We start from the raw sequence: 26,209 nt of genomic DNA on the forward strand, positions 1-26,209 counted from the left end.
ATGAGAGAGGCGTAATTATGAAAAATTACAAAAAGAGATATATTATCATTGCTGGATTAATAATTGGCATATTAATTTTTATGGCATTGAAATCTTGGCAAGATACCATCAGTAGTCAGAAAATGGATCAAGAGATGAGCCAAAAGGTATCTCGTGAAAATGCGGCAATTCCTGGACCAAAAGGAACTAAGCGACCAAAAAATGTTCCAGAAACATCTGGTAAAAGTTTTGCTGCTTCTACGTCCGTTACAGCGTCTGAATTGGAAAATGATGCTAGCCGAAATGCTAGTCCAGTGTATTTAATGCAGGAAGATGGCGTTTGGATATTTCGAAACTTTGAGACTGGAAAAGATCATGTTTTGACTAAAGAGGAAATTCAAAAGTATGTAACTGATCAATGAATGATTGTTAATAAGATATTTTCCAATTGAAACTGTCACTCCTAAGAAAGTAATTATTGGATTATTTTTTGTTAAAAGAATCAATCGCTTTACTTTGGTCATGCACATTCTGATAAGTTCGCTTCTTTTAATGTGTGTTTTGCTTTTTACCTTGAAAAATACTATAAAGTTTTTCGCTTATAACTTAATACCATAGCAATGAATATGAGTGCAAGTGACCAGGAGAGTACACATCTATAAAGATTACTAACCACAGGATAGTTATAACATTGGTTAGTAATACATAAATAATATAAGACATAACAGGTATATCCTTTGCTGGAATTATTTCTCTTTTTTTATTACTAGTTGACTGTGATCGATATTTAAATATAAAAAAATTCACAAAAGTGTTATATTTAATTATATAAGGTGCATATTGTGTAGTTAGGCGGTTTAACGCTAAAGGAGAACACAAATGAAAGATCTAAAAACAGTAATGAAAAATCCACCTATTTTGTCAATTCCTGATAATCTGGTGTTGGTTTATGATCACTTTATTGAGTTGTGGGCGATGCAACTCAATGGGCAGTTTTACCCTGATAATGGTACGTTTTCAAAGATTTTTAATCGATTCATGAGTGCAACTATCACGACCGATAAAATAATAGTGAATGAAAAAAATAAAGAAAAGTTGTCAATTGATATAGCAGATGTGTCACAAGCTACTGTTTTAATTAAGAAGGTTAATTATCAAAATTTTATGGCTGGTGGCGCTAATGAAGGACCGATGTATTTAACCTTGCTGATCATTGAAGACAAAAGTGGTCATAATTATTATTTCAATTTTATGAGTGCATTAGGTGCTTGGCAACTTGTCACGAATCCACCGAAAAACCTAAAAGTGGTGGATCCTCTAAACATTAAACGACTACCGTCATTTAAAAACGAGTATGAGATTGTTGCTGCAATCAATGATCTAGGATTTGCAAAATTTATTGCAGGAACAGGATATGAGTTTTTGGATTTGAAACCTTCAGAGGTGATAAAACAAAAGGATTAAGTACTTTGCATATAAAAAACTCGTGATATTAATATCACGAGTTTTTTATGAGAACGATATTATAGTCAACGATGTACTGACTAATTTGATAATAAAACTGCTCCACCTGGATTCGAACCAGGGACCTGCGCATTAACAGTGCGTTATTCTACCGCTGAACTATGGAGCAATTAGTTGAATAATCAACTATTAAAGTATATCAAGATTAAAAATATTTGTCAACGTTTATTATTTTGAAAGAGAATTTTTAATAATATCCAAACCGATTAACAATTGTTCAGTTGGAATGGTCAAGGGAGGTAGGAGCCGAAGTGTGTTGTGACCGGCACTGAGGGCCAAAACATGTTGTTGCTGTAAATCAGATACAACTTTTGCGACAGGTACATTTAATGAGATTCCTGCCATCATGCCCAAGCCACGGACATCATTTACAGTCTCTAATTGAGAAAAAGTAGCCAAATTCTTCCATAAAATGGCAATTTTATCAGAAATAGTCGGTAAAATTGTGTCGAGCTCATCAAGTGTGGCACTGGCAGCAGCCATGACCAAAGGGTTACCACCAAAAGTTGATCCGTGTGTGCCATAGCTTAAGGCAGGAGCGAACTGGTTTTTGGCAAGCATCGCACCCACTGGTAGTCCGTTAGCTAAAGCTTTAGCACTTGTCACAATATCTGGTGTAAACCCAAATTGTTCATACGCAAATTTAGTTCCAGTGCGCCCAATACCTGTTTGAACCTCATCCACAATGATCAACGTGTGGTGTTCGTGTGCCAGAGCAACAAGGTCATTGACAAAATTTGAATCGGCAGGAACAACGCCACCTTCACCTTGCACTAGTTCTAACATAATGGCAGCCACATCATCATTTAACAACGCCTTAACGCTTTCAATTTGATTGAATTCAGCGTACAAAAAACCGTCCAACATGGGTAAACCTTGATGAATGCTGTCTTGACCAGTTGCTGACATGGCTGCATAAGTCCGACCATGAAACGAATTATTAAACGATATAATGTTTGGGCGCTTGGTGACCAAACGGGCTAATTTGATGGCTGCTTCATTGGCTTCAGCACCAGAATTTGCAAAATAAACAGTATACTCTGAACCGCCGAGTTTATTGGCGACAGTTTCTTGTAGTGGATTATCATAAAGATTAGGTAAATGCCAAAAAAGATCTGCTTGCGTTTTTAAAGCATTAACAACAGTTGGGTTATTAGCACCAACATTATAGACACCAATACCGCTGGATAGGTCAATATAGTCGGCGCCAGTTTGATCAGTCCAAGTTGCATTGGACATTTTGGCAAATGTAATCGGTGCGCGTTTGTAATTTGGGAAAAGGGTCATTGAGATGCCTCACATTGAAATGGTTGTGCCATGACTGGCGATTGTATTAGTTATATGAACCGCGTTAACTCCGTTTTTAACGGCAGAAAAAGCGCTGTTGACTTTTGGTAACATGCCACCATGAATGACAGATTCAGTCTGTAATTCAATAGCACGTTGTGGTGTGAGTTGCTGCAAAATGTTGCCGTGGACTTCAATGCCAGACACATCAGTTAACAAATAAAGTTCATCAGACTTTAAAAACTTTGCAACCGTAGTTGCGGCGCTATCAGCATTGACATTGAGCCACTGGCCTTGATTAGTGATGGCTAGTGGTGCAATGATTGGAATTAAGTTTTGCTGCCAAAGCGATTGAATTAGTTGGGTATTAACTTGATCAATTTGTCCTACCAGACCAAAAACTTCCTGATTGATATAATGACCAGTCAAAAGTTGATTGCTCTCGGCATTGAGACCAATGGCGCTCAAACCATGATGACGGAATGCTTCAACTAAATCTGGCTGAACTTGTCCTAATAATGCCATCTTCGTGATAGCGAGTCCAGTTGGTGTTGTTTGACGAATACCATCAATTTTGACAACAGGTTCGTTAAGTTGGGTCATCAGGGTTGAAATACTGTCGCCGCCACCATGAACGATTGTGATGTTGTAATTATTTTTTTGCCAATGCTTAATCGTTTCAAAAAAAGCAGGTGTGAGTTGGCTGGCAGCGTTACCGCCGATCTTAATCAGAATATTTTTCATAGTTTTTTTCGTCCATGTGTGATGACTTGGTGGGTTAGGTGGTGTATAAGGCGTTTATTTTGACGTAACCGTATGTGAGGTCACTGCCCCAAGCTTGACCTGTGGCAGTGCCGTCATGTAAATCAATGGCAATATCAATGTCGTGTTGTGCTAATTGCTCGCTCATTTGTTGCGCGTCAAAGTCAATAGGAGCGCCGGCCGACATTACGGTGATGTCATTTAAAGCAATGTCGATGCTATCGGGATTGATGTTAACACCGCTAGCACCAATTGCTGCGATGATACGTCCCCAGTTAGGATCTTGACCAAACATAGCTGTTTTGACGAGGGACGAGCCAACGATTTTTTTGGCAACCATGCGTGCGCCAAGACCATCCTGTGCGTGGTTGACGGTGACTGTTAGCAGTTTGGTTGCACCTTCGCCGTCGTTAGCAATGGCAATCGCCAGTGCCGTAGTGACAGTGTTAAGCATAATCTTGAACTGGGAAAAATCATCATTTTCTGTTGTGATAGGTGGATTTTGAGCGCCGCCATTAGCCATCACAAGGACTGTATCATTAGTTGATGTATCACCATCAATGGTAATTTGGTTAAAACTAGTTTCGACGTCAGCTGATAACGCAGTTTGTAGAAGAGAAGGCGTAATACTGACATCTGTTGTGATAAATCCAAGCATTGTTGCCATATTGGGGTGGATCATGCCAGAGCCTTTGGCTACACCGCTCATAGTCACTTGATGCCCTGCAATTTCTGATTGAATTGTGATGGTTTTTTTGACCGTATCAGTGGTTTTAATTGCTTCGGCAAAGCTATCTGCATCACCGTCAATATTGAGTTTTGCAATGCCGGCGGTGACAGTGTCGATAGGCAGTGGCTGACCAATCACGCCCGTTGACGAAACAGCTACTAATTCTGGTGAAATATTGAGTTGCGTAGCAGTAACGGCTTGCATCGTTTTGGCGTGAGTCAAGCCAATGGCGCCAGTTACGGCATTAGCGTTGCCAGAATTAACAACGATGGCTTGTATTTGACCGTTTTGGATCACGGTTTTGTCAAGCTGAACCGGTGCGGCTTGCACTTGATTGGTTGTGAAAACACCAGCCACACTAGCAGGTACATCACTATAGATCCAACCAAGATCCTTTGATTTATGTTTGAGTCCAACATGCTGACCGTCAGCATGAAAACCTTTTGGTGTGGCAATATTGCCATCAGTGATGGTGTGAATTTGTGAGAGAAGTTTTGTCATAGGTAGTCCTTAAGCATATTGTGCAATGAGATTTAGACCGGTTGATTCGGGAAAACCGAAAAAGTGATTAGCATTTTGAATTGCTTGACCGGCAGCGCCTTTAATCATGTTGTCAATGACGCTAACAATAGTGAGAAATTGTGTCTCTGGGTTGTAAGTTAACCCGATATCCGCGAAATTAGTGCCAACAACTTGCTTGATATTTGGTAATTCATTGCTAGGCATGACACGTACAAACGTTTTGTCAGCGTACGTTTTTTGAAATAGTTCTTGTAGTTGCTGCGGTGTTCGAGGTTCTTTTAATTTGACATAAGCACTGACGAAAATACCGCGATTAATTGGCAATAATGATGTTGTGAACTGGATATGAGCAATATCTGGCTGCCAAATATGTAACTGCTGGGTGATTTCGGGAATGTGTTGATGTGAATTTGGTTTATACATTGTGAAATTATCGCTGACATTGACAAAATGGCTGGCAGTGGTTAGTGATTTGCCAGCCCCAGACAAACCACTTTTGGCATCAATCACGATACTATTTTGATCGAGTAAATGATGTTGAGCTAGTGGCGCTAGTGCTAGCAGTGTCGCTGTTGCATAACAACCCGGGTTGGCAATGTAGCTTGGCGTTTCGTCATCATAAAAATCAGCTAAACTGTACTGACTTTTTGCTAACAATGCTGGTTCTGCAGGCGTTTTGTGATACCATTTTTGATAATCATCAGCAGTGAGACGGAAATCACCAGACAAATCAATCACTGGAAAGTTAGCAAGAATAAAGGGCTCCGCGAGATCCTTACTGATACCACTGGATGTCGCAAAAAAAACAATGTCGGTTTTTTGCATAATATGCAAGGCGTCAAACGCTTCAGGTGACAAATTATACATTCCAGAAAAATGTGGGAATTGTTCACTGATGTCATGACCATCCGGTTGTGTGTTGGTAATGTTAACAACGTCAATAAATGGATGAGAATAAAGAAGACGCAGCAATTCAAGTCCGGCGTATCCTGTAACGCCGACAATTGTCGCTTTGATTTTTTGTATTGTCACTGCAAATCTCCTATCTCATTTAATGATTAAATATTAAATTAAAATGAATTTTAATTCAATAAATATGCATAAAGGAGATGAATAAGCGCTGAATTATTGCATAAAAAAACACTTCCGAAGAAGTGTTAAGCGCGAGCGGGTAAATCAAGAATTGCAGTTGCAAGCACGTGGTTTTGACTTTTGTTACGCAGTTCATTCAGAAAGAATCCGTCTTGTAAATCTAATTTGGTGTCTAAGGCAAACACAGTTAGCGTATATTGGTGTGTTTTGTCGGGTGGCATTGGGCCAATATAAGCTTGGTTGATATCAGGATTAGCTGTTTCACCCATTTTTTGGACATTGTGCCAAGTAGAATTTGTACCAAAAGTAGCTGTCCCGGTTGCACGCAAATTTTCTGGAATATTGGCAACGGGTAAGTTAGCAGCTAACCAGTGAATCCAAGGGAAACCAGTCACAGGTACGGCGTCGTAATCAATTAAACTCACTGATAATGATACGGTGCCCGTGGGAATGTCGCTAATATTGACTGGAAAGTTAACAGTAGGCATGCCGTTGGTACGATAATTATCTGGGGCATATTTAGCATAAATATCGGGTAATAATTGATTCTCTAATGTAACGTTAAGTTTCATTTTGTTTCTCCAATCAAATTTTTTTTGGCTTGTGCGAGACGGGTGCGAACTTGAATTGGCATGTCAGCGTTATATGCGCGGACGGTTGCAATCGCTTTAATAATGGCATCAGTCTGCTCATCTATGTCAGTGATTTTGGTAATTTGACGTTGTGTTTCAACTTCAAAGCGGTCGATAAAATCCAGTTGAAGTTGGGTTTTGTCTGCGCGCAACGTTTCGGCTGATGCTGATTTACCTTCGGACTCAAGCGCCTTGATGGCTGCTTGGTAACCCTCAAAAAATTCATTGGCATCGCTAGTATTGCGCCATGTTTTAGGCGCTTGTGGTTCGGGTTCAGATGTTGTATCAAGCTTTTTCTCAGTGGGCTTTTTTTTGAAAATATCGAATAAAGACATTATATGTCCTTTCTCCTGAAAATGCAGGGAACATGCTTATCTAAGATGGGAATGGTTGTTTTTGTCATGAGACTGGAATAGCGAACAAACGTTTTATTTGATACAATAAAACTAGTTTTTGAATCGGGGAAAATCATGGCAGCACGGAAAACAATTTTTAATGACAAACAACGCATCTTACGCTTATATTCATCACTCATTAGTCATCGTGAGCTTTCAATAGAAGAAATCGAAGACATGTTTTTTGTTGGACGCAAGACAGTTCAACGCGACATTTCTGAAATACGTACTTTTTTGCATGACTTACAAATTGGTGAACCAGTTAAATCTGAAATTATTTTTGATCGTAATTCTAAAAAGTATCGTTTAACCGAAATGGATAATTTGTTTGCCGTGTTTGATAAGATCAATCAGCTAGATGAGGGCATTTAATTAAGTTGATTGGTAATTTGGTCGAAGTCATCAACCATATCTTTAGGACCGACTACTGATACAATGTCTTTTTCTTGAAGGGTGTAGCTTGCCTCCGGGGCGACAATGACTTCGTTAGCATGCCTGACGGCAATCACATTCAGACCAAATTTTTTGCGGATGTTGAGGTCTTTGATCGAACGACCGTAAAAAGCAGGATTGACAATTTGTATTTCTGCCATTGAATAGTCATCAGATAACTCTATAAAGTTTAACATGTTGGGCGCTAATAGTTTGCGTGCCACTCGTTCGCCCATCTCGCGTTCCGGTTGCACAACGACATCAGCGCCTATTTTTGTGAGCACACGCAAATGGGTATGATTTTCCGCTTTAGCAATAACATTTTTGGCGCCTAAATCTTTGGCGTTGATGGTAGCTAGAATGCTGGCTTGCATGTTATGACCAATGGCAATGATAACGTGATCAAAGCTTGCAATGTCAAGCTTTCGTAAGACATCATCTTCTTGTGCATCTGCGACAACTACCTGTGTGGCAATATCACGATAATCGTTGACATTTTCTTCATTAATATCAATACCCATCACATCCTGACCGTTAGCGATCAGTGTTTGTAAGAGGGCACCGCCGAATCGACCAAGTCCAATAATAGCGTAAGTTTGTTTCATAATTTACCTCAAATTTTTTATCCGATAATGACTGATTCTTCGGGATAGCGATACGGTGCGGCTTCGTCATGAACATTCAAAATTGAGAACATAACGGTATAAATGCCAACACGACCAATGAACATTGCTAACATGATAACCAATTGCCCAAAAGTCGTCAAATGTGGCGTGAGACCGAGTGTCAAGCCAGCAGTGGCAAAGGCACTGACTACCTCAAAAATAACGTATTCCAGACCGTGGTTGGCAGCATGACTCTGTGTGAGCATCAACATAAACGACAGAATACCAAGAAAAACAAGCGACACACAAACTAATAACAAAGCGCGCATGATATTTTCTTGAGTCAAGCGCCGATGAGCAAATGTGACATCTTTTTTGCCACGTAAAGCAGCATGCGTTTGTAAAATTAAGACACCCAACGTTGTTGTCTTAATACCACCGGCGGTCGAGCCCGGCGTACCACCAATATACATTAACATCATGGTCAATAGAATAGTGGCGGACCCAAGACCACCGACATCAAACTGTGTAAATCCGGCAGTACGATATGAAATAGACATAAATAGCGTATCAAAAACGCGCATGACGGGTGACAAGCCACTGGCAAACGCTAAGTTGCGTTCAGTTAATTCGAACAAAAGCCAACCACCAATGATTAAAGCGCCGGTCATGACCAAAGCTAACTTTGAATGAAGTGTTAGGCGATGTGTTTTTTGATACAATAACACGTCACGCCAAACCAAAAATCCTAACGAACCAGCAATGACTAATGCAGCAATAATCGCTAGCACAAAGGGTTGGTTGACATATTCGGCAGTGTTTTTTGGCAAAATGGAAAAACCCGAATTACCAAAAGCAGAAATGGCATGGAAGATCGCATAAAAAGCACCACGTCCCCAACCAAAATCATGAATAAAAAAGGGTGCTAATAAAATAGTGCCAATGAATTGAATCGCAATCGAAAGTTTAATCACATAGCCAAAGACGGCACGTGTGTCATATAAACTTTGTAAATTATAGACTTCTTGCACCATCATTTTACTGCGCAAGTCCATCTGTCGACGAGTGGCCGTAAACAGTAATACTGAAAAAGACATAAATCCCAGCGCACCAATTTCGATTAAAATCATGATAATGGTTTGCCCGAACGTAGTCCAATGGGTTGCTGTATCAACAACGGTGAGACCAGTAACGGATGCAGCAGACGTGGCGGTGAATAAGGCATCCATAAATGTATGATCACGACCACCAACGTAACTAATTGGTAGCATCAATAATAATGCCCCGATTGTAATCACCGTTAAAAAACCTAACGATAGTCGTTGTGGCATTGAAATACGCGACCAAAAAAAGCGTCGCTGTGAATAATCATGGAATTTCCGCATTTCCGCAGCGGAGGGCAGGTCGATTTTTCTAGACATGCTCTTATTATAACGCATCTAATAAGGTTGATGAGGGTTTATTAGTTGGTATGGGGGAATATGCTGAGTCATTTTATTGCCATTTTTACTATTGAAAAGCGTTTAGCAATAGGTAAAAATAATGAAATATATGTGTTTATAGAACATGGTATAATATTCTTTAAGGAATTTCCGCGAACAGCATTTGTCCGCGGAATTTTTACAAATGAATAGAAAGAAGTGGATGATATATGACCGAATCAACACCAGTCATTGAAATGCGACACATCGTCAAAAAGTTTGGCGATTTTGCTGCCAATGATGACATCAATTTACAAGTCCAACAAGGTGAAATTCACGCGTTACTTGGTGAGAACGGTGCCGGCAAATCGACATTAATGAATATTTTAACAGGGTTGTTGCAACCAACAAGTGGTGACATTCTAATCAATGGACAACCAGTAGTGGTAGATTCACCCTCAAAGTCAGATTCGTTAGGCATTGGTATGGTTCACCAACATTTTATGTTGATAGATGCTTTTACAGTGACGGAGAACATTGTTTTAGGATCGGAAATTACAAAAGGACTCTCATTAGATACCAAAACGGCGGCTAAAAAAATCCAAAGTTTGTCAGACCAATATGGTTTGGCAGTTAATCCAATGGCTAAAATCTCAGACATATCTGTGGGACAACAACAGCGTGTTGAGATTTTAAAGACCTTATATCGCGGTGCTGATATTTTGATTTTTGATGAGCCTACGGCGGTTTTGACACCACAAGAAATTGATGAATTGATTGCAATTATGCACAATTTAGCCAAAGAAGGCAAGTCAATTATTTTAATCACTCACAAATTGGACGAAATTCGAGCTGCCGCTGACCGCGTAACTGTTATCCGTGCTGGTAAGTCTATCAAGACATTCCCAGTTGCGGGTGTTTCATCACAACAATTAGCTGATTTGATGGTCGGACGTGAAGTGAGTTTCAAAACGGAAAAAGAACCTGCGCAACCAAAACAAACTGTGTTGGCGATTGATAATATTGAAGTAGATGATGCACGTGGCGTTGCCGCTGTAAAAGATTTCAGTCTTGAAGTTAAAGCTGGTGAAATTGTTGGTTTGGCGGGTATTGATGGTAACGGTCAAACTGAATTAATTCAAGGGATTACAGGGTTAACCAAGGTTAAGTCCGGCCATGTCACATTGAATGGTAAGGACGTGACGAACAAAAAACCACGTCAAATCACGGAATCTGGCGTTGGACATATACCGGAAGACCGTTTACGTTTTGGCATGGAAGTTGACATGACCTTGTCAGAAAACCTGTCATTACAAACTTACTATAAGCAACCAATTTCCAAATCTGGTGTCTTACAGCCAGCAGAAATGGATAAGTTGGCTAACAAATTAGTCAAAGAGTTTGATGTTCGCGCAGCAAGTATTCATGTTACAGCAGGTTCAATGTCGGGTGGTAATCAGCAAAAAGCTGTTGTCGCGCGAGAATTAGATCGTGACAACGACTTGATTATCGCAGCTCAGCCGACGCGTGGTTTGGACGTTGGCGCAATTGAATATATTCATCGGCGATTGATTGATCAACGTACCGCTGGAAAAGCGGTGCTGGTAGTGAGTTTTGAATTAGATGAAATATTAAATTTGTCAGACCGGATTGCTGTCATTAATGCTGGTAAAATTGTTGGTATTGTAGACGCCAAGGAGACAAATAAGCAAGAATTAGGTTTGTTGATGACTGGCATGAGTTTGGAAGCAGCGCGTGAAGCGTTGAAAGAAGAGGTGACAGTCTAATGGTGGTGCAAAAAAATAATTTTTCAGTTGCACTGTTTTCTGTATTGTTTGGGTTGATTGTCGGCGCTATCATTATGTTAGTGTTCGGGTATAACCCTATTTCAGGTTATATTGCGCTAATTAGTTCGGCATTCGGGTCAATGCAAGACATTGGTGGTGTCCTGACGCAAATGACACCGTTGATATTGACTGCCTTGGGATTCACGGTTGCATCAACGGCGGGATTCTTCAATATTGGCTTATCTGGGCAGGCATTAGCCGGTTGGGTAGGCGCTGTATGGTATGCGCTAAGTTTCCCTGATATGCCAGCATTTGTGATGATTCCCAGTGCGTTAATTTTAGGTACTGCTTTGGGTGCCGTTGCTGGATTAATTCCGGGTTGGTTACGTGCACAGTTTGGTGCTAGTGAAGTGATTGTCACCATCATGATGAACTATATTTTGCTCTTTTTGGGTAACAATATTTTGCAAAATACGATGGCAAAAAGCATCAAAGAATCTGCTGAAACGACGAAACAAGTCGGGCATAATGCCTCACTTCAATTAAAATGGCTGACAGATTTGACACAAGGTTCAAGCGTTTCGACGGGCATCTTTATCGCGTTAATTATGATAGTGGTAGTTTGGTTTGTCATGAAAAAGACAACATTAGGCTTTGAAATTACCGCTGTTGGCTTGAACCCCGACGCCGCTAAATATGCTGGTGTTTCGGCAAAAAGAACAGCAGTTGTTGCGATGGCAATTTCTGGTGGTTTAGCTGGTTTAGCTGGTACAATCGAGGGACTTGGCAACTATCTCAACTTCTTCACACAAAATAGCTCACCATCTATCGGATTTGATGGCATGGCCGTTGCATTGTTGGGTGGTGGTTCATATTTGGGCATCTTGGGTGCTGCTGCGCTATTCTCAGTGCTTAAAATTGGCGGTCTAGGTATGCCAATGAGTTCAGGTGTGCCATTTGAATTAGTAGATATTGTGATTGCCTCAATCATTTTCTTCGTTGGCGCAAACTACTTAATCCGTCTGATTCAAAAGCGCATTAAAGCTATGGATGAAAAAGCAGCAGCTCAAGACGCTGCTAAAAAGTCGGCCAAAGTTGCTAGCAAACAAGCGAAAGGTGGTGAATAAACATGTCATTAGTAGCGATTCTTACATTAGTTGTATCAAGTACATTGGTTTATTCAGCACCGCTGATATTTACATCAATTGGTGGCACATTTTCGGAACGGAGTGGTGTGGTTAACGTTGGTTTGGAAGGCATCATGGGTATGGGTGCCTTTGCATCCGTTGTGTTCAATCTTACGTTTGCAAATACTTTTGGCACGTTGACCCCTTGGTTTGGTCTGGTTGCTGGTGCGATTGTTGGATTAGCCTTTTCACTCTTACATGCAGTGGCGACGGTCACTTTGCGAGCTGATCACATTATTTCTGGTACTGTTATTAATTTAATGGCGCCAGCGTTGGGAGTCTTTTTGATTAAAGTAATCTATGGCAAAGGACAAACCGAACCTATTTCACAAGACTTTGGTTATGCTAACGTACCTGTTTTAGATAAAATTCCGTTCATTGGGCCAATCTTTTTTGAGAAAACATCAGCCCCAGCATGGTTAGCAATCATCGTGGCTGTTCTATCATGGTATATCATTTTCAAAACAAAATTTGGCTTGCGCTTGCGTTCAGTTGGTGAAAATCCACAAGCAGCGGATACGCTAGGTCTAAATGTTGCCCGCTTGCGATATTCTGGTGTGATGATTTCTGGTGTTTTAGGTGGTGTTGGTGGGGCAGTAGTTGCTCAGTCAATTTCACTTAATTACAGTGTCGGCACTATTGTCGGGCAAGGATTCGTGGCTATGGCAGCCATGATATTTGGCCGCTGGAATCCATTAGGTGCCATGGGCGCTTCATTGTTTTTCGGATTATCACAGTCACTTGCAGTTGTGGGTGCACAATTGCCGGGCTTGAAGAACGTTCCGTCAATTTGGTTACAAATTGCGCCATACGTACTGACAATTGTCGTGCTTGTCTTCTTCTTTGGTAAGACACGAGCGCCAAAAGCAGACGGCGTTAATTATATTAAAGCAGCTTAATACACTTCAAAACATGTCAAAATGGCATGTTTTTTTGATGCAAAAAACCCTTCGTGAGAAGGGTTTATGATTTAAGAATAATCTGCTGTTTTGGTTTGAATAGCTTTAGCGCTGGCTGCCAACTTGTCTTGTTCTTCGGGAGTTAGTGGCAAATCGAAGTTAGCGACAACACCGCCGCGACCAATAATCGCTGGGGATGAAATATAGCCATCAAAATCCTCGTTATAGTGAGAAACAATCGCTTCTTTTCGTGCATCAGACAAAATAATTTGTAGCAATGAGACGGCGGCGTGGGCAATGGCAAAATTCGTATAGCCTTTACCAGAATGAACAGTGAAGCCACCGATACGAGCGTCATTTTCTAATTTATCCAAATCAAGTGATTTTTCTGCTGCCCATGTACGGGCATTTTGACCCATAACATTAACTGTTGACCAAGCGGCAAACTGGGAGGCACCGTGTTCACCTAGCACATAGCCGTTGACACTACGCGGGTCGACACCTAGCGCTTCGCCAAAGACGCGCTTGAGTCGCGCTGTGTCAAGGTAAGTCCCTGTCCCAATAACTTGTGCACTTGGCAAGCCGGTAGCTTGCTGGTAGATACCAGTAATGACATCAACAGGATTACTAATGGCTAACAATACACCATTAAAACCGACTGCTTTCAAGTCAGCACCAACCTGCTTGGCCATTGGCAAGTTTGCCTTGAGTTCACCAAAGCGATCACCATCTGGTTTGATGAGATGAATGTGACCAAGTGCGCTGATGACAACATCTGCCTCTGCTAAATCAGGGTAATCACCAACATGCACATCAATGTGTTTATCCAAAAGACTTGCTGCGTCGCTGAAGTCTAATGCTTCAGATGCCACTTTCTCTGGTTTCTTGTCAATCAGCACTAGTTCATCAGCTAAACCTTGTGACACAATCAAATGTGCGACGGTTGCGCCCACATGACCGATACCAACTATTCCTACTTTACGCATAAAAACCCCACCTATTCATTAAATATTAATTAAATTATACACTTAATAAGTTAGAATTTCCTTGCTAATATCACATTTTAAGCATTAAGCAATAAAATACTTTAGAATTTGTTCTTCAGTAAGCATGTCTTTATCTTCACCACGAACATCAAGGACAATTTGACCAGCATTTAAAATAATGAGGCGATTACCATATTGTAAGGCATCTGCTAGATTATGAGTAATCATCAAAGCAGTTAAATGATTCTCCGTGACCTGCTGATTGGTGGCTAACATCAGTTGTTCTGATGTTTTTGGATCGAGCGCTGCCGTGTGTTCATCTAGTAAAAGTAGCTCTGGTTTGACGCGTGTTGCCATTAAGAAGCTTAAAGCTTGTCGCTGACCACCAGATAAATCACCGGTGGCTGTTTGTAGCCGTGTATCTAAGTTATTACCCATGGTTTTGGTAATAGTGGCGTACTCATTGAGCTTTTCTTTTGTCAGACCTCGACTGCGCAAACGACGCTTAGCGCCTCGTTTTTCAGCGAGCAATAAATTCTCGGCGACAGTCATTCGAGGCGCTGTCCCCATCTTCGGATCTTGAAAAACACGAGCGATATAGTTGGTGCGTGTTACGGCAGATTCGTTGGCAATGTTGTGATTATGGTGCAAAATTTGACCCGTACTAATCGGTAAATTACCAGCAATCGCGTTGAAAAGGGTTGATTTTCCAGCGCCGTTGGTGCCCAAAACAGTAATGAAGTCACCGTCAAAAATATCAAGGTTAAGCGATTTGAGAATTTCGGTGTTGTCACCGACAGTCACAACGACATTTTTAAGTGAAAAAACAGGTTCAGTCATGAGGGGCAACTCCTTTTTTAATCATAGTGTCTAATTTCAGTGCGTGGCGAATTTGTGGTAACATCATAGCCAGTGCCAATACAAAGGCAGAAATTAAGTTCAAATCGTTAGTGCTAAAGCCAAGTTGCAAGACTGCAAGCAAGACCAAACGATATAAAATCGAACCAACAATCACGGCAACAAGTCGTTCATTTAAGGTTAGTTCGCCAAAGACAACTTCGCCAATAATGATTGAGGCTAGGGCAATAACAATAATACCAATGCCCATGTTAATGTCAGCGTAGCCATTATTTTGAGCAATGACAGCCCCGCCAAAAGCGATTAAACCATTTGATAACATCAGTCCCATGATGGTCATCCGATCAGTTTTGATACCAATTGATTGCGCCATATTAGGGTTATCGCCAGTGGCAATGAAAGCTTGACCGAGTTCAGTTTGGAGGAAGAAAATCAGTGCGACGGTGATAATTGCAATGATGACAAAGCCAACCAAAACGGAATCAAAATATTTAGGCAGGTGCCGCAAGAAAGCGGCCGAAAAGAGTGACTTTTGGTTGAGCAATGAAATATTAGCTGATCCCATAATGCGTAAATTGATGGATAACGAGGTTGTCATAACCAAGATACCGGCTAACAAGATAGGAATTTTTCCTTTTGTGTAAAGTAGACCAGTAATTAAACCGGCAATTGCGCCAACAATAAAGGCACTAATAGTTGCCAAATAGGGATTTACGCCGTGGGCAATCATAGCTACAGCAGTAGCTGCGCCCAATGGAAAGGAGCCTTCAACAGTCATATCAGGAAAATTTAAGATACGAAATGTGAGAAAAAGCGCGACCCCTAATACGGCCCAAAGTAGTCCTTGACCAATGCTTGAAACGATAATACTCATTTGATTACTTCTCCTTTACTTTCAGCATCTTTGACGAGAGATTGCGGTAGTGTGATTCCTAATAATTTAGCTTGCTTTTCATTGACAACGGGTACCCCCTTAGTGATGGTTTTGACAGGGTATGTGGCAGGATTTTTGCCTTTCAAGACTTTAGCAGCCATGATACCGGCTTGGTAGCCGATGTCATATTGGCTTACTGAGATAGTAGCTAAACCACCGTCTTTAACCATTGTATCGACTGCGGGGATGACTGGAATCTTTTCTTGGTTTGTCACATTAATTAGGGTTTTCATGGCTGAAGCCACACCGTTATCTTGTGGGGCGTAGACAACATCGACTTGACCTGCCATGGTTTCAGCAATTTGTTGCATATCGTTGGTTGTGGCAATCGTATACATTTTAACGTCATAACCCTGGCTCTTAGCTAAAGTTGCCATTTTTTTGGCATTATATTCGCCACCGTGATCAGAAGTTGTGTAGATAATGCCAAGCTTTTTGGCAGCTGGGACAACTTCTTTAATCACATCTAAATGCTGTTGAAGAGGTGAATCACCTGACGTACCAGTGATATTTTTACCTGGGCGTTGTGTTGATTTTACTAAGCCTCCTCCGACAGGGTCAGTGATGCCGGCCAAAATAACAGGTGTTTGTCCGTCAGCTGTTTTAGCTAATGATAGGGCAGCAGGAGACGCAATACCAACGGTTAAATCAGCATTTTCGTTGGCAAATTTCTGTGACATGGTCTTCAAATTAGACTGATCTGCTTGCGCATTTTGATAATCAATTTTGATTTTGCCTTTGGTGTAACCTTCATGAGCCAAACCAGCGACGACACCTTTGTGGATTTGATCCAGTGCTGGATGGGTTACTAGTTGTAGAATGCCGACCGTTGGTATGTACTGCTTTTTGGCGGTTTGAGGCTTGGATGTTTGGAAAAATGCGACACCCAAAAATGCGACAATGATGATGATGACTGCTGCTAAACGCTTGTTCATAATATAATCTCCATAACTGTTCTCTTCATAAAAAATGACCTTGGGAAGCCACACAAAGCTTTCCAAGGTCAAAAGAAAAGTCTGCATGGCGTGTTGATTGCCATACAGACTCAAAGTAATGCAAAAGTCGTCGGTATGGACAAAACTGATTGTCTCAGCTTGTCCGTTACCGAAAAGCTGATTTACCGACGCCACCAAGCGTTACTAAATTGTGCTGAAACTTTTTGCATGATTTATCTCCGAGTTGTTTATGAAATAAGGATACTAAGAATTTGATGAGTTGTCAAGCATATTGTTAAGATAATTATTAAATCTGTTGTGTGATAATACAAACAGTGGTGGCACATCTAGTTAAAGACTGTGTATAAACTAACAAAATCTTATATTTTATTCACAGTACGACGCAACAAGGGGCTAGATTTGCCTGTCAAAATGCCGGCCACTTCTTTGGCAAATTCAGCTCTGGCAACCGGTCGGAATTTATTGAAGTAGGCGATACTTTTCAAATGGGTCAAGGCCACACCTGGCCAATATGAACTTTGTCGCGCGGGATCAAAAATAATACCCGGATAAACTGCAAAAGCGCGACCAGGTAGTACTTTTGCCATTTCGCGCTCCACAGCTAGTTTGGCTTTTAAGTAAGGTCGCATAAAGAATGGTCCAGCGTTTGCTGATATGAAAAGAAACTTCGGTTTGACTTCCTGAGCTAATAAATGAATCAGTTGATGAGCTGGTTCATAACTGCTGTTTTGGTAGGTTTGATTTTTTAATGGGTTGGGTAACAGAATACCAACAGCATCAATTACCCAATCCGCATCACTCACAATAGGACGTAATTGTTCGCTTTCACTGAGATCAATTGCGTGATACTGTGTCCGATCGCCTGGTTTACCATTGAATGGATGGCGTGAAATGCTGTGCACCTCAAATAATTCGGATGACAAATATTTAATTAAACCCTGACCAACGAAACCAGTACCACCTACAATGACAATCTTTTGTTTCTTTTCAATCATTGGCTGACCTCACTATTATTTAAGCATATTGTTGCGATTGTCCCAAATATATGAAATCGCTAAAATCAATAATCCTAAGTTAGAAGCTAAAATAGCAAATGTAGATTGCTTCATAATCCAACTAATCAATGAGACAAACATCAAAACTAATGCTAGTATTACAACGTACACGGTGCTTTTTTTCATGATAATCTCCTTAAATATATTACAATTACTATTTTAACACGAGTCCCTTGATAATCATGAAATGAGGAACTGGTCGCAAAAAAGTAACAGTTCTATATGAAGAGATGTTAATCGCTTGTAAATAGGCCGTACTGGTGTAATATAGATGAAGAACATTTGTCGGAAGGGATAGACAGATATCTGGCTTATCAAAAGTCGATTTGTTAAAATAGAGGGTATGCAAAAACAGAGTGGCTTCTTAACTGAATTGATAGTAGTTGGTATTGGCGGTGCCATTGGTGGTAGCGCACGATATCTGTTGGGATTAGTGCCAATCATTGGTGCTATGCCGGTGATGACAATGCTGATTAATTGGGTAGGAACGTTTTTGCTTGCATCACTTGGCGCGTATCTTGCGAATCGTGAGAGCCGATTGCAACCGTGGCAAACTTTTATTGGCACAGGGGTAATCGGTGGTTTCACAACTTTTAGTACGATGATTTTGCAAGTTAACCAGCAGGCTTTAACGAGCATGACAAATGCCATTATCTATGTTGTCTTAACATTGGGTGGTGGCTTGATTATGCTCAAAATTGGTCAAAAGTTTGGTCGTAAAGTGAGTGAGGTGCGCTCATGACATTACTAATTGTTGCGATTGGTGCAGGATTAGGGACAATGTTGCGATACTTAACGGTCACATTTTGGTCGACTAAGCCACAGTACCTCACAGCTATTTTTGCGGTTAATATGGTTGGTGCTTTTTTTATGGGCATACTAATGGCAACAGGCGCTACTAATGCCTTGCATCATTTTTGGTCAACCGGTGTACTAGGCGGATTGACGACATTTAGTACGATGATGACCCAAAGCGAACAACATGCTACCGTGCAACAGCTACTGTATTTATCAATACAGCTGGTTGGCGGGTTGGTCATATTTGGTTTGGGATTTGCGTTAGCCACTTTTTTGTAATTATGGAGAGAACACATGAGTAAAATAGCAGTTATTATTGATTCCTCATCAGCGATGCCAGTGGTAACGCGGAATCGTTATCACATTTTTCAGGTCAATGATCCAATCATTTTTGGTGATGAAGTCTACAAAGAAAGTGTTGATATTCATGACCTTGGTGAGCTGGTTAAGATGATGAAAGATAAGAAGCAAATTGCTTCGACTTCTCAACCAGCACCCGGCGATTGGGAAGAGGCTTTGAATTTAGCTAAGGCCTCAGGTTACGATCAGGCTTTGTTGGTCACATTATCATCAGGTATTTCAGGCACTTATCAAACAGCTGCAGCAGTCGCTGATAGTTATGAAGGCATGTCTGATGTGCGCGCATGGGATTCTAAAATTGCCGTCATGGGTGCTGGCATGCAGGCGTTAATGGCTGCTGCTATGGCTGAAAAAGGAAAAACGCTAGATGAAATCATGGTAGCGCTTGAGAAATTGCGCGAGTCGATTGTGGTTCGTTTTGTGGTTAATGACATTTCACATTTGCAACGGACAGGGCGTTTGTCACGTGGTGCGGCCTTAGTGGGCGGTTTGCTCAATATTAAGCCGATATTATCAATGGACGTGCAAGATGAAGGTAAGATTGGTGCTGTTGGTAAGGCCAGAAAAATGAGTGGGGCGTTGAAAGAAATTAAAGAAACGCTACGTCAATCATTAGCCGAAGTCGATTATCCCGTGCGTGCCATTGTAGTCGACGGAAACGACGCCAAATTAGGTGATAAGTGGCTCAAAGATTTGCAGGCTGAGTATCCTACTGTCAAATTTGAACGTGGGGTGTTAGGTGCGTTTATTGGTGTTCACACAGGTGACGGCGCTATGGGCGTTCTCTGGGCACATGATTGGGAAGATTTAATTTAGACGACAAAATACGAAGCATTGTCATATCGATGACAATGCTTTTTGAGTCTTTTAGTATCGTAAACGAAAGCGGTGCGTTACACTAAAAGGAGAGGAAATCACGATGGTAATAAAAAAGTGGCAACATGTCGCCCTATTAGTTGGAACGGTTGTTGTTGTGGAAGCAATTGGTGGGTTATCGGCTTTGTTGGCTGGTGACATTAAACAAATTTATAATCAGTTAGTACAGCCACCACTGTCGCCGCCAGATTTTGTTTTTGGGATTGTTTGGCCCATTTTATACCTGTTGATTGGTGTGGCTGCCTATTTATTATTAGTTAGTCAGCATCATGCAGCAGCCAAAAAGACTAATTTGTTGTTATTTGCGTTACAACTTTTTGTTAATTTTATTTGGAGTATTGTGTTTTTTGGTGGTAACCTTTACTGGATTGGCGTGCCGATTATTCTTGTATTGGATGCTTTGGTAATTGCTTGTATTGTCAACTTCAGGCGCAATCAATTGTGGGCGAGTTATTTGATGTATCCTTACTTGGCGTGGATTTTGTTTGCGACTTACCTCACGATTGCCGTGGCTATCTTAAATTAAAAGTGACAGTTTCGTCAACTGTTAATCAACCGAGTCGTTCTAAAAATGGCTCGGTTTTGTTGTATAATTAAATCACATAACTATTTACGGGGGCTACTAATGCAACGTTCAAAACGTTACCTAATTGTTTATGAGGTATTAAACGCTGTAACACACGGTTTAGGTTTTATTTTAGCCGTGATTGCTGGCATCGCATTGCTATTTCATGTCTTGCAACGACCAGTATCTGCTTTTGAGTTGACAGCGATAATTTTATATATCGCCACAGTTGGCTTGTTTTTGCTAGCATCAACTTTGTTTCATTCGTTGGTATTCACGCGTGCGGCCAAAGTATTCCAATTTTTCGACCATGCGGGTATTTATCTGGTGATTTTAGGCAGTTATACACCGTACACCTGGCTACTGATTAAAGGCTGGGTCGGCTGGAGTATCTGGGGTGCCATTTTGGCAATGACGATTGCTGGTTTTGTCTATGACTTATTCTTTGTGGGACGTTGGCCATGGGTCTCGGTGACCATTTACCTTGTGATGGGATGGCTGATTATTTTGGCAATGCCGATCTTATGGGGTGTGTTGTCGCACACAGCCTTCTGGTTACTTTTGGCTGGCGGCTTAACCTATTCTGCAGGCACGATTTTTTATCTGATTCCTAAGATTCCTATGGGGCATGTCTACTGGCACCTATTCGTACTCGGTGGCGCTGGCTTGATGTATGCCAGTATCTTTATTTCACTCTAAAAATTTAAACAAAATCAATGTGATATTATTGTTTTTGAGCTATAATATAGCTGTTAAATAATTGCAGGAGAAATTAAAATATGGCATTGACACAATCACACGTTAAGCAATGGGTAATTGATCAGCACTTGGATACTTGGGGGCCAGTCAACGTTACCTGGCATGATGATTTGAAGCGTACGGTGATTATCGTCGCTGACGGGACGAAAAATCAAGTTCGTCAAGAGATTGAGAAAATTGTTGCTGGTAATATTGAAAAAGGCATCATTTCAAAAGAAGACGCAAATGACTTTCTTGATTCCTTACATGTTAATGATTATGCTGTTGAAGATTGAGCCGAAAGGCTTTTTTTTGACATCTAATCACAAAAAAAGCTATCAGAAATAATTCTGATAGCTGATATAGTGGTCAGCCAGGGGCTCGAACCCTGGACCCACGGATTAAGAGTCCGTTGCTCTACCAACTGAGCTAGCTGACCATATTTTCTGTTTCACAACAATAAATATAATACCACGTGATTTATGAAAAAGCAAGCAGCAAATATGATAAAATGGAACTATTCTCAATATGGAAGGAAAAGCGTTGACTGTTGATAAACAGTTTTGAACGCGTTTAGACACATGCTAGATCTGATTAAATCAATCATTATTGGTATTGTTGAAGGCCTGACAGAATTTTTGCCAGTGTCATCAACAGGGCACATTATTTTGGCGGAAACACTGATGAAAATCCCCGGCGGCGCTGTGTGGACGAAGTCTTTCACCCCATTTTTCGATTATGCCATTCAATTGGGTGCCATTTTTGCCGTGATTCAGCTTTATTTCAACAAACTGAATCCGTTTTCACCTCAAAAAACAGACCGTGAAAAGTTTCAAACATGGCGTTTGTGGATTCGTGTGGCAGTTGGTGTCTTGCCCGCTGTGGTCTTTGGTTTATTGCTGAATGACTTTATGGATGCACACTTGCTGAACTTCTGGGTTGTTTCAGCGATGTTGATTATTTATGGTGTGATCTTCATTGTGATTGAAAATCGTCAAAAAGGTATTGCACCTTTAATTACAGACGTTAATCAAATTACGTTTAAGCTAGCCCTCTACATTGGTTTGTTCCAAGTTTTGTCATTAGTACCCGGAACATCTCGTTCAGGTGCCACGATTCTTGGGGCGATTATTCTTGGTGCTTCACGCTTCGTCGCGGCGGAATTTTCATTTTTCCTATCAATTCCGGTGATGTTTGGTGTCACGCTATTGAAAATGTTCAAATTCTTCCATGAAGGTGGCTCATTCACGGGTATGCAAGGCTTGGTTATGCTATTTGGCTTTGTGGTTTCTTGGATTGTGGCGTTGTTTGCGATTAAGTTCATGATGAATTACATCAAAAATAACGACTTCAAGGCCTTTGGTTACTACCGTATTATCGTTGGTGTGATCTTCTTGTTGCTTGGTGTGACAGGTGTGATTACAACAATGCATTAAAATATTAAAGATCCCTGACACTAGTGTAGTCAGGGATTTTTTTGTGATGACTTCGAAAGCTACTGTATTAATAGTAGCTTTTTTTGTTGATTTGGACGACCTTATTGTGCAAATTCACACAAAAGACTTAATTGCTTGAATATGTCGAAAAATATTCACATTTATGCACAAATTCTCCGAATATAGGACGCTGGTTATTCTTGATTATTCCGTATGATTATAGGTGTTAGCATGACATACATAAAAATTATTATGTTTGATCAGCGATAAAACAGACTTAAGGAGGACATGATGAAAAAATTTACAAAAAAGTTTTTCGCTGGTTGGCAAATACTTGTTTTGTTGATACCGATGCTTTGGCAGTTCGGATTTAGTATTTCGACAATCCATGCTGAAGGCGCTACCGAACGGACGAATCACATTGAGATTACGCCGACTGGTCGTACGACACCGACAGCAAGCGGAACAACTGATAAAGCCAAGTTTAGTTTCTCGTCACCGTTACTGGATAACGGACAAATGACGCGAATACTAAACGCCAATAATTTGACAGCTAATGATGGTAAAACAACATCATTATTAGTCAGAGAAAAGTTTGATAGGAATACTGCCAACATCGTTACAGGTAACGGTAGTACCTTCCAAACAGCCCGTCTCGGATACCATAATCAGTATCAGGCTGCAGCAAGCAACAAAAACCAATCGTCATATATGGTAGAAATACCATCAACTTATACGGCGGATCAGGTTAAAAACATCTCGTTCACCGTTGCTTATGACAACGTTGGTCAATATAGTAAAGACACGGATAACGATGGGTATGGCGACAAAATGGTAACATTAGGCGCTAAAATGACGGTCTCTAATATTACAGGGACGGTTAAAGACCAATTCGGTGCCACAAACTATACACCAAAGTTCATCGATGTGCCTAATAACTTGTATTCAGGTCTGACATATCGTGGGATTAAACAGTTAGATATCGAAATTCAATATTATGCGGTTGATGCCGACGGTAATCTGACAAATGAGATTGAGGTTGTTAATACTAACAATGCTAATCCGCACATGACGTTTGCTTCGATGAACAACTTCGGGGCAACGGGTACGGGACGTCAATTCAGTTGGACCGAAGCAACAACAAATATTCAACATTCAACCTATGCTGAAATGGTAGCTCAAGTTGACACATCAAGTGCAACACGTAAGCTGTATAAGACGGATTCAGAATTTGGTCCTAAAACGTCAAGTGAATATGGGGAAGCTGGTTACCCATCTCTGATGACAGGAATTGCAAGAAGCACTGACACGACAGTGAATGGTGATCAATGTACAGCTATTCCAAAAGAAGAAGAAGGTGCCTGGTTATACTCAACTGGACATGGAAATTACTCTGCAAGTGCCGTAAGTGCTAATCGTCATACAAATGGCAACTTCGTTGATAGTCTGGACTCTGTTGACGCCTATACGGGCGCTGTGTCATTCAACATCGCCGGTACGCGACACAAGTTCAGCTTGCGTTCAGGAACGGGTTGGACATGGCAGTCAATCACAGCTGAAAGTATCTCACCTTTGGCATTGAATAAACCAAGAAAAACAGTGACGGCTAAGGAAACCCCTGACTTGAATCAGCCAACAGACAAGGGTGCCCTTAACGCACAATCACTAGATGAAAAGCTAACACCAAGCAATGGTTATTATTATCATAACTATTACATTTATCAACAAACGTATGCGACATCTTCAGTGCCTAATGTGCCTAGGCCAAATCAATTGGTCGTCGATGATACCTTGCCAAGTGGTGTGACACTAGATTATTCGATAACTGATAGTAACCTAGATGGTGCCACAATGAGTAATCATTTAAAGGATATTGAGGTATTTAATGAAAATGGCGAACCCATCAAAAATGAGTTCACTGGAGCGTACACTGCCGAAGGAGCTTCATATCATAATTATAAGAGAAAAATTTATGGTGATATGTATATTGTCACCATTGAAAAAACAAACACCGGCCGTCAACACATCAAAATCGAAATGACGGCGGCGGGTATCGCGGCATTATCATTTACAGGTAAGGAAATTGCTTTTAAGTTGAACGTTAAAACGGATGCCGAAAAGGCGATTAACTCGGGTGAACGCGAATACTTCTACAACACAGCCGAAGTCACATCTGGTAGTTGTAAAGCAACTAACGAGGTTCATACATATGAAGATCCTAAGTTAGGTGGATTTATTATCCATAAGGTTAATGAAAAAAATTCCCCTGTACTTGGTGCTGAATTTGAATTGTATCGCAAAGATGATATTGATAGAGAAAATCCCATAGAGCACAGCGCACCTGCCAGTGGATATATGTTCGATTTCACCAATTTACCAATTGGTGATTATATATTGGTCGAAACAAAAGCGCCAGATTATCATTACATTACAACCTCTGAATATGAAATTAATGTGCGATTTGACCGTGCAACGCAAAAAATGATAGTTAGTGAAAAAACAGGAACGTTAACGTTTGGTGAGACCAATGCAGCAAAGGTTATTAACCGCTCTTATGATTATCAATTTGATATCCATAAGGTAGACCAAGCTAACCAACCATTAGCTGGTGCTGAATTTAGTTATCGTGAAGTTAACGATTCAACATGGCGAAAGTTGACAATTTCAGCTGATGGAACGACATTCAACTTAACAGGATTGGAAGTTGGCAAAGCATATGAAATTCGTGAAGACAAGGCACCAACAGGTTACGAAAAAATTGATAACTTCCGTATTTATGTTAGTGAAGATGGCGTTTATCACTACAGTGGATCCGTTGTAGGTGAAAAGTATGACACCACTGTTGATGACACAAACCACAAGGTCACATCATCAACGAGCGTCGTCAATGAAAGAGTGAATGCTAAGGTTAAGATTATCAAGAAAGATAGTAATGATACACCATTAGCAGGCGCAGGATTTGAATATCGTCAAAAAGATGCTGCAACTTGGCAAAGTATGACGGTTGATCCTGAAGACGCGTCAATTCACACAACAGCCGACGATTTGGTATTGAACACAATTTACGAGATTAGAGAATCAGCTGCACCAAGTGGCTATACTCTAATCAAAGACCACATTTATTTCAAGTTTGTTGTCAAAAGTGGCAAAATCATTCTGGAACGTGTTAACGCTGCAGGTGTTGCCACTGGCGAAGAAATTGATACAACAGACGTCGCAGGTGTAGCACTGGCAGAATTATCTGTTCGTGATAACTTGAAGGCAATTATGCCTTTGACCGGTGGTAATGGCTTCATGACACAATTGTTGCTAGGGTCAGTCTTGATCCTAGGCGCAGGATTTGCAGCTTACTTCACAAGAAAGTACAAGAATTCATAAAAAGTACACAATTGG

Annotated in this window: 28 protein-coding genes and 2 tRNA genes; 14 read left to right on the forward strand and 16 right to left on the reverse strand. The window is 40.8% G+C overall.

Annotation, left to right across the window (positions count from 1 at the left end; translation table 11 throughout):
* The first annotated feature begins 17 nt into the window (after nt 1–17).
* Entirely contained in the window at nt 18–401 is a 384-nt protein-coding gene (locus IAE53_RS05850; RefSeq protein WP_148424021.1) for a hypothetical protein, read from the forward strand.
* A 457-nt stretch (nt 402–858) separates the two neighbouring features.
* Nucleotides 859–1,443, forward strand: coding sequence for a hypothetical protein (locus IAE53_RS05855; protein WP_188353320.1), 585 nt, complete (start codon nt 859–861; stop codon nt 1,441–1,443).
* Nucleotides 1,444–1,540: 97 nt separating this feature from the next.
* Here IAE53_RS05855 and IAE53_RS05860 read toward each other — a convergent pair.
* The 7 genes from IAE53_RS05860 to IAE53_RS05890 form a co-directional block, all read right to left on the reverse strand.
* A tRNA-Asn gene (locus IAE53_RS05860) sits at nt 1,541–1,612 on the reverse strand.
* Between the two features lie 59 nt (nt 1,613–1,671).
* On the reverse strand, nt 1,672–2,790 hold the full coding sequence (locus tag IAE53_RS05865; protein ID WP_200136088.1) for an aminotransferase class III-fold pyridoxal phosphate-dependent enzyme: 1,119 nt from the start codon (nt 2,788–2,790) through the stop codon (nt 1,672–1,674).
* A 9-nt stretch (nt 2,791–2,799) separates the two neighbouring features.
* Nucleotides 2,800–3,534, reverse strand: coding sequence for an acetylglutamate kinase (gene argB / locus IAE53_RS05870; protein WP_010292589.1), 735 nt, complete (start codon nt 3,532–3,534; stop codon nt 2,800–2,802).
* A gap of 34 nt (nt 3,535–3,568) precedes the next feature.
* Nucleotides 3,569–4,783 (reverse strand): bifunctional glutamate N-acetyltransferase/amino-acid acetyltransferase ArgJ, encoded by a 1,215-nt coding sequence (gene argJ / locus IAE53_RS05875; RefSeq protein WP_200136087.1) that lies wholly within the window; start codon nt 4,781–4,783, stop codon nt 3,569–3,571.
* Nucleotides 4,784–4,792: 9 nt separating this feature from the next.
* Complete coding sequence (argC, locus tag IAE53_RS05880) at nt 4,793–5,836, reverse strand: N-acetyl-gamma-glutamyl-phosphate reductase (RefSeq protein WP_200136086.1); 1,044 nt, start codon at nt 5,834–5,836, stop codon at nt 4,793–4,795.
* Nucleotides 5,837–5,961: 125 nt separating this feature from the next.
* Nucleotides 5,962–6,468, reverse strand: coding sequence for a YbhB/YbcL family Raf kinase inhibitor-like protein (locus IAE53_RS05885; RefSeq protein ID WP_139967720.1), 507 nt, complete (start codon nt 6,466–6,468; stop codon nt 5,962–5,964).
* Entirely contained in the window at nt 6,465–6,863 is a 399-nt protein-coding gene (locus IAE53_RS05890; RefSeq protein WP_148424025.1) for a GTP-binding protein, read from the reverse strand. Before IAE53_RS05890 ends, IAE53_RS05885 begins: the two co-directional genes overlap by 4 nt.
* A 135-nt stretch (nt 6,864–6,998) precedes the next feature.
* Between IAE53_RS05890 and IAE53_RS05895 the strand changes: the two genes are divergently transcribed.
* Nucleotides 6,999–7,295, forward strand: coding sequence for an HTH domain-containing protein (locus IAE53_RS05895; protein WP_004911862.1), 297 nt, complete (start codon nt 6,999–7,001; stop codon nt 7,293–7,295).
* Here the strand turns inward: IAE53_RS05895 and IAE53_RS05900 are convergent.
* Nucleotides 7,292–7,960 carry a TrkA family potassium uptake protein gene (locus IAE53_RS05900; protein WP_010292599.1) on the reverse strand — a complete coding sequence of 223 codons (669 nt, stop codon included), beginning with the start codon at nt 7,958–7,960 and terminating at the stop codon, nt 7,292–7,294. The genes IAE53_RS05895 and IAE53_RS05900 overlap by 4 nt on opposite strands.
* Before the next feature lie 17 nt (nt 7,961–7,977).
* Nucleotides 7,978–9,381: a TrkH family potassium uptake protein gene (locus IAE53_RS05905; RefSeq protein ID WP_139967718.1), complete on the reverse strand. Its 1,404-nt coding sequence runs from the start codon at nt 9,379–9,381 to the stop codon at nt 7,978–7,980.
* Nucleotides 9,382–9,611: 230 nt separating this feature from the next.
* On the opposite strand from IAE53_RS05905, the gene IAE53_RS05910 reads away from it, so the two are divergent.
* The 3 genes from IAE53_RS05910 to IAE53_RS05920 are packed head-to-tail and all read left to right on the forward strand — an operon-like array spanning nt 9,612 to nt 13,254.
* A complete protein-coding gene (locus tag IAE53_RS05910) occupies nt 9,612–11,168 on the forward strand; it encodes an ABC transporter ATP-binding protein (RefSeq protein WP_148424028.1) in 1,557 nt (518 codons plus the stop codon).
* Nucleotides 11,168–12,295 carry an ABC transporter permease gene (locus IAE53_RS05915; RefSeq protein WP_139967716.1) on the forward strand — a complete coding sequence of 376 codons (1,128 nt, stop codon included), beginning with the start codon at nt 11,168–11,170 and terminating at the stop codon, nt 12,293–12,295. Before IAE53_RS05910 ends, IAE53_RS05915 begins: the two co-directional genes overlap by 1 nt.
* Nucleotides 12,296–12,297: 2 nt before the next feature.
* A complete protein-coding gene (locus IAE53_RS05920; protein ID WP_148424029.1) occupies nt 12,298–13,254 on the forward strand; it encodes an ABC transporter permease in 957 nt (318 codons plus the stop codon).
* 71 nt (nt 13,255–13,325) lie between these two features.
* Here the strand turns inward: IAE53_RS05920 and IAE53_RS05925 are convergent, their stop codons facing one another.
* The 6 genes from IAE53_RS05925 to IAE53_RS05950 form a co-directional block, all read right to left on the reverse strand.
* Nucleotides 13,326–14,240: an L-lactate dehydrogenase gene (locus IAE53_RS05925; protein ID WP_188353315.1), complete on the reverse strand. Its 915-nt coding sequence runs from the start codon at nt 14,238–14,240 to the stop codon at nt 13,326–13,328.
* Nucleotides 14,241–14,324: 84 nt separating this feature from the next.
* Entirely contained in the window at nt 14,325–15,080 is a 756-nt protein-coding gene (locus IAE53_RS05930; RefSeq protein WP_148424031.1) for an ABC transporter ATP-binding protein, read from the reverse strand.
* Nucleotides 15,073–15,972 carry an ABC transporter permease gene (locus IAE53_RS05935; protein WP_200136085.1) on the reverse strand — a complete coding sequence of 300 codons (900 nt, stop codon included), beginning with the start codon at nt 15,970–15,972 and terminating at the stop codon, nt 15,073–15,075. Before IAE53_RS05935 ends, IAE53_RS05930 begins: the two co-directional genes overlap by 8 nt.
* Nucleotides 15,969–16,967 (reverse strand): tryptophan ABC transporter substrate-binding protein, encoded by a 999-nt coding sequence (trpX, locus tag IAE53_RS05940; RefSeq protein ID WP_139967711.1) that lies wholly within the window; start codon nt 16,965–16,967, stop codon nt 15,969–15,971. Before trpX ends, IAE53_RS05935 begins: the two co-directional genes overlap by 4 nt.
* A gap of 380 nt (nt 16,968–17,347) precedes the next feature.
* Nucleotides 17,348–17,983, reverse strand: coding sequence for an NAD(P)-dependent oxidoreductase (locus IAE53_RS05945; RefSeq protein WP_200136084.1), 636 nt, complete (start codon nt 17,981–17,983; stop codon nt 17,348–17,350).
* Between the two features lie 15 nt (nt 17,984–17,998).
* Nucleotides 17,999–18,169, reverse strand: a complete 171-nt coding sequence (locus IAE53_RS05950; protein WP_010276193.1) for a hypothetical protein — start codon at nt 18,167–18,169, stop codon at nt 17,999–18,001.
* Nucleotides 18,170–18,386: 217 nt separating this feature from the next.
* On the opposite strand from IAE53_RS05950, the gene IAE53_RS05955 reads away from it, so the two are divergent.
* The 6 genes from IAE53_RS05955 to IAE53_RS05980 all read left to right on the forward strand — a co-directional run bounded on the left by IAE53_RS05955 (nt 18,387) and on the right by IAE53_RS05980 (nt 21,676).
* Entirely contained in the window at nt 18,387–18,785 is a 399-nt protein-coding gene (locus tag IAE53_RS05955) for a CrcB family protein (protein ID WP_200136083.1), read from the forward strand.
* A complete protein-coding gene (locus tag IAE53_RS05960; protein WP_200136082.1) occupies nt 18,782–19,120 on the forward strand; it encodes a CrcB family protein in 339 nt (112 codons plus the stop codon). The genes IAE53_RS05955 and IAE53_RS05960 overlap by 4 nt, the downstream gene beginning before the upstream one ends.
* Before the next feature lie 15 nt (nt 19,121–19,135).
* Entirely contained in the window at nt 19,136–20,017 is an 882-nt protein-coding gene (locus IAE53_RS05965; RefSeq protein ID WP_004911894.1) for a DegV family protein, read from the forward strand.
* Nucleotides 20,018–20,120: 103 nt separating this feature from the next.
* Nucleotides 20,121–20,603: a TspO/MBR family protein gene (locus tag IAE53_RS05970; RefSeq protein WP_200136081.1), complete on the forward strand. Its 483-nt coding sequence runs from the start codon at nt 20,121–20,123 to the stop codon at nt 20,601–20,603.
* Between the two features lie 99 nt (nt 20,604–20,702).
* Nucleotides 20,703–21,341: a hemolysin III family protein gene (locus tag IAE53_RS05975; RefSeq protein ID WP_139967705.1), complete on the forward strand. Its 639-nt coding sequence runs from the start codon at nt 20,703–20,705 to the stop codon at nt 21,339–21,341.
* A gap of 80 nt (nt 21,342–21,421) precedes the next feature.
* Nucleotides 21,422–21,676, forward strand: coding sequence for a hypothetical protein (locus IAE53_RS05980; protein WP_148424037.1), 255 nt, complete (start codon nt 21,422–21,424; stop codon nt 21,674–21,676).
* A 70-nt stretch (nt 21,677–21,746) separates the two neighbouring features.
* Here IAE53_RS05980 and IAE53_RS05985 read toward each other — a convergent pair.
* Nucleotides 21,747–21,819, reverse strand: a tRNA-Lys gene (locus tag IAE53_RS05985).
* A gap of 142 nt (nt 21,820–21,961) precedes the next feature.
* On the opposite strand from IAE53_RS05985, the gene IAE53_RS05990 reads away from it, so the two are divergent.
* Both IAE53_RS05990 and IAE53_RS05995 read left to right on the forward strand, forming a co-directional pair.
* A complete protein-coding gene (locus IAE53_RS05990; RefSeq protein WP_139967700.1) occupies nt 21,962–22,816 on the forward strand; it encodes an undecaprenyl-diphosphate phosphatase in 855 nt (284 codons plus the stop codon).
* Between the two features lie 288 nt (nt 22,817–23,104).
* Nucleotides 23,105–26,194, forward strand: coding sequence for a SpaA isopeptide-forming pilin-related protein (locus IAE53_RS05995; RefSeq protein WP_148424038.1), 3,090 nt, complete (start codon nt 23,105–23,107; stop codon nt 26,192–26,194).
* The last annotated feature ends 15 nt before the right edge of the window (nt 26,195–26,209 follow it).

Origin of the sequence: Leuconostoc sp. S50 (assembly GCF_016624925.1) — a bacterium.
Classification (GTDB): domain Bacteria; phylum Bacillota; class Bacilli; order Lactobacillales; family Lactobacillaceae; genus Leuconostoc; species Leuconostoc pseudomesenteroides.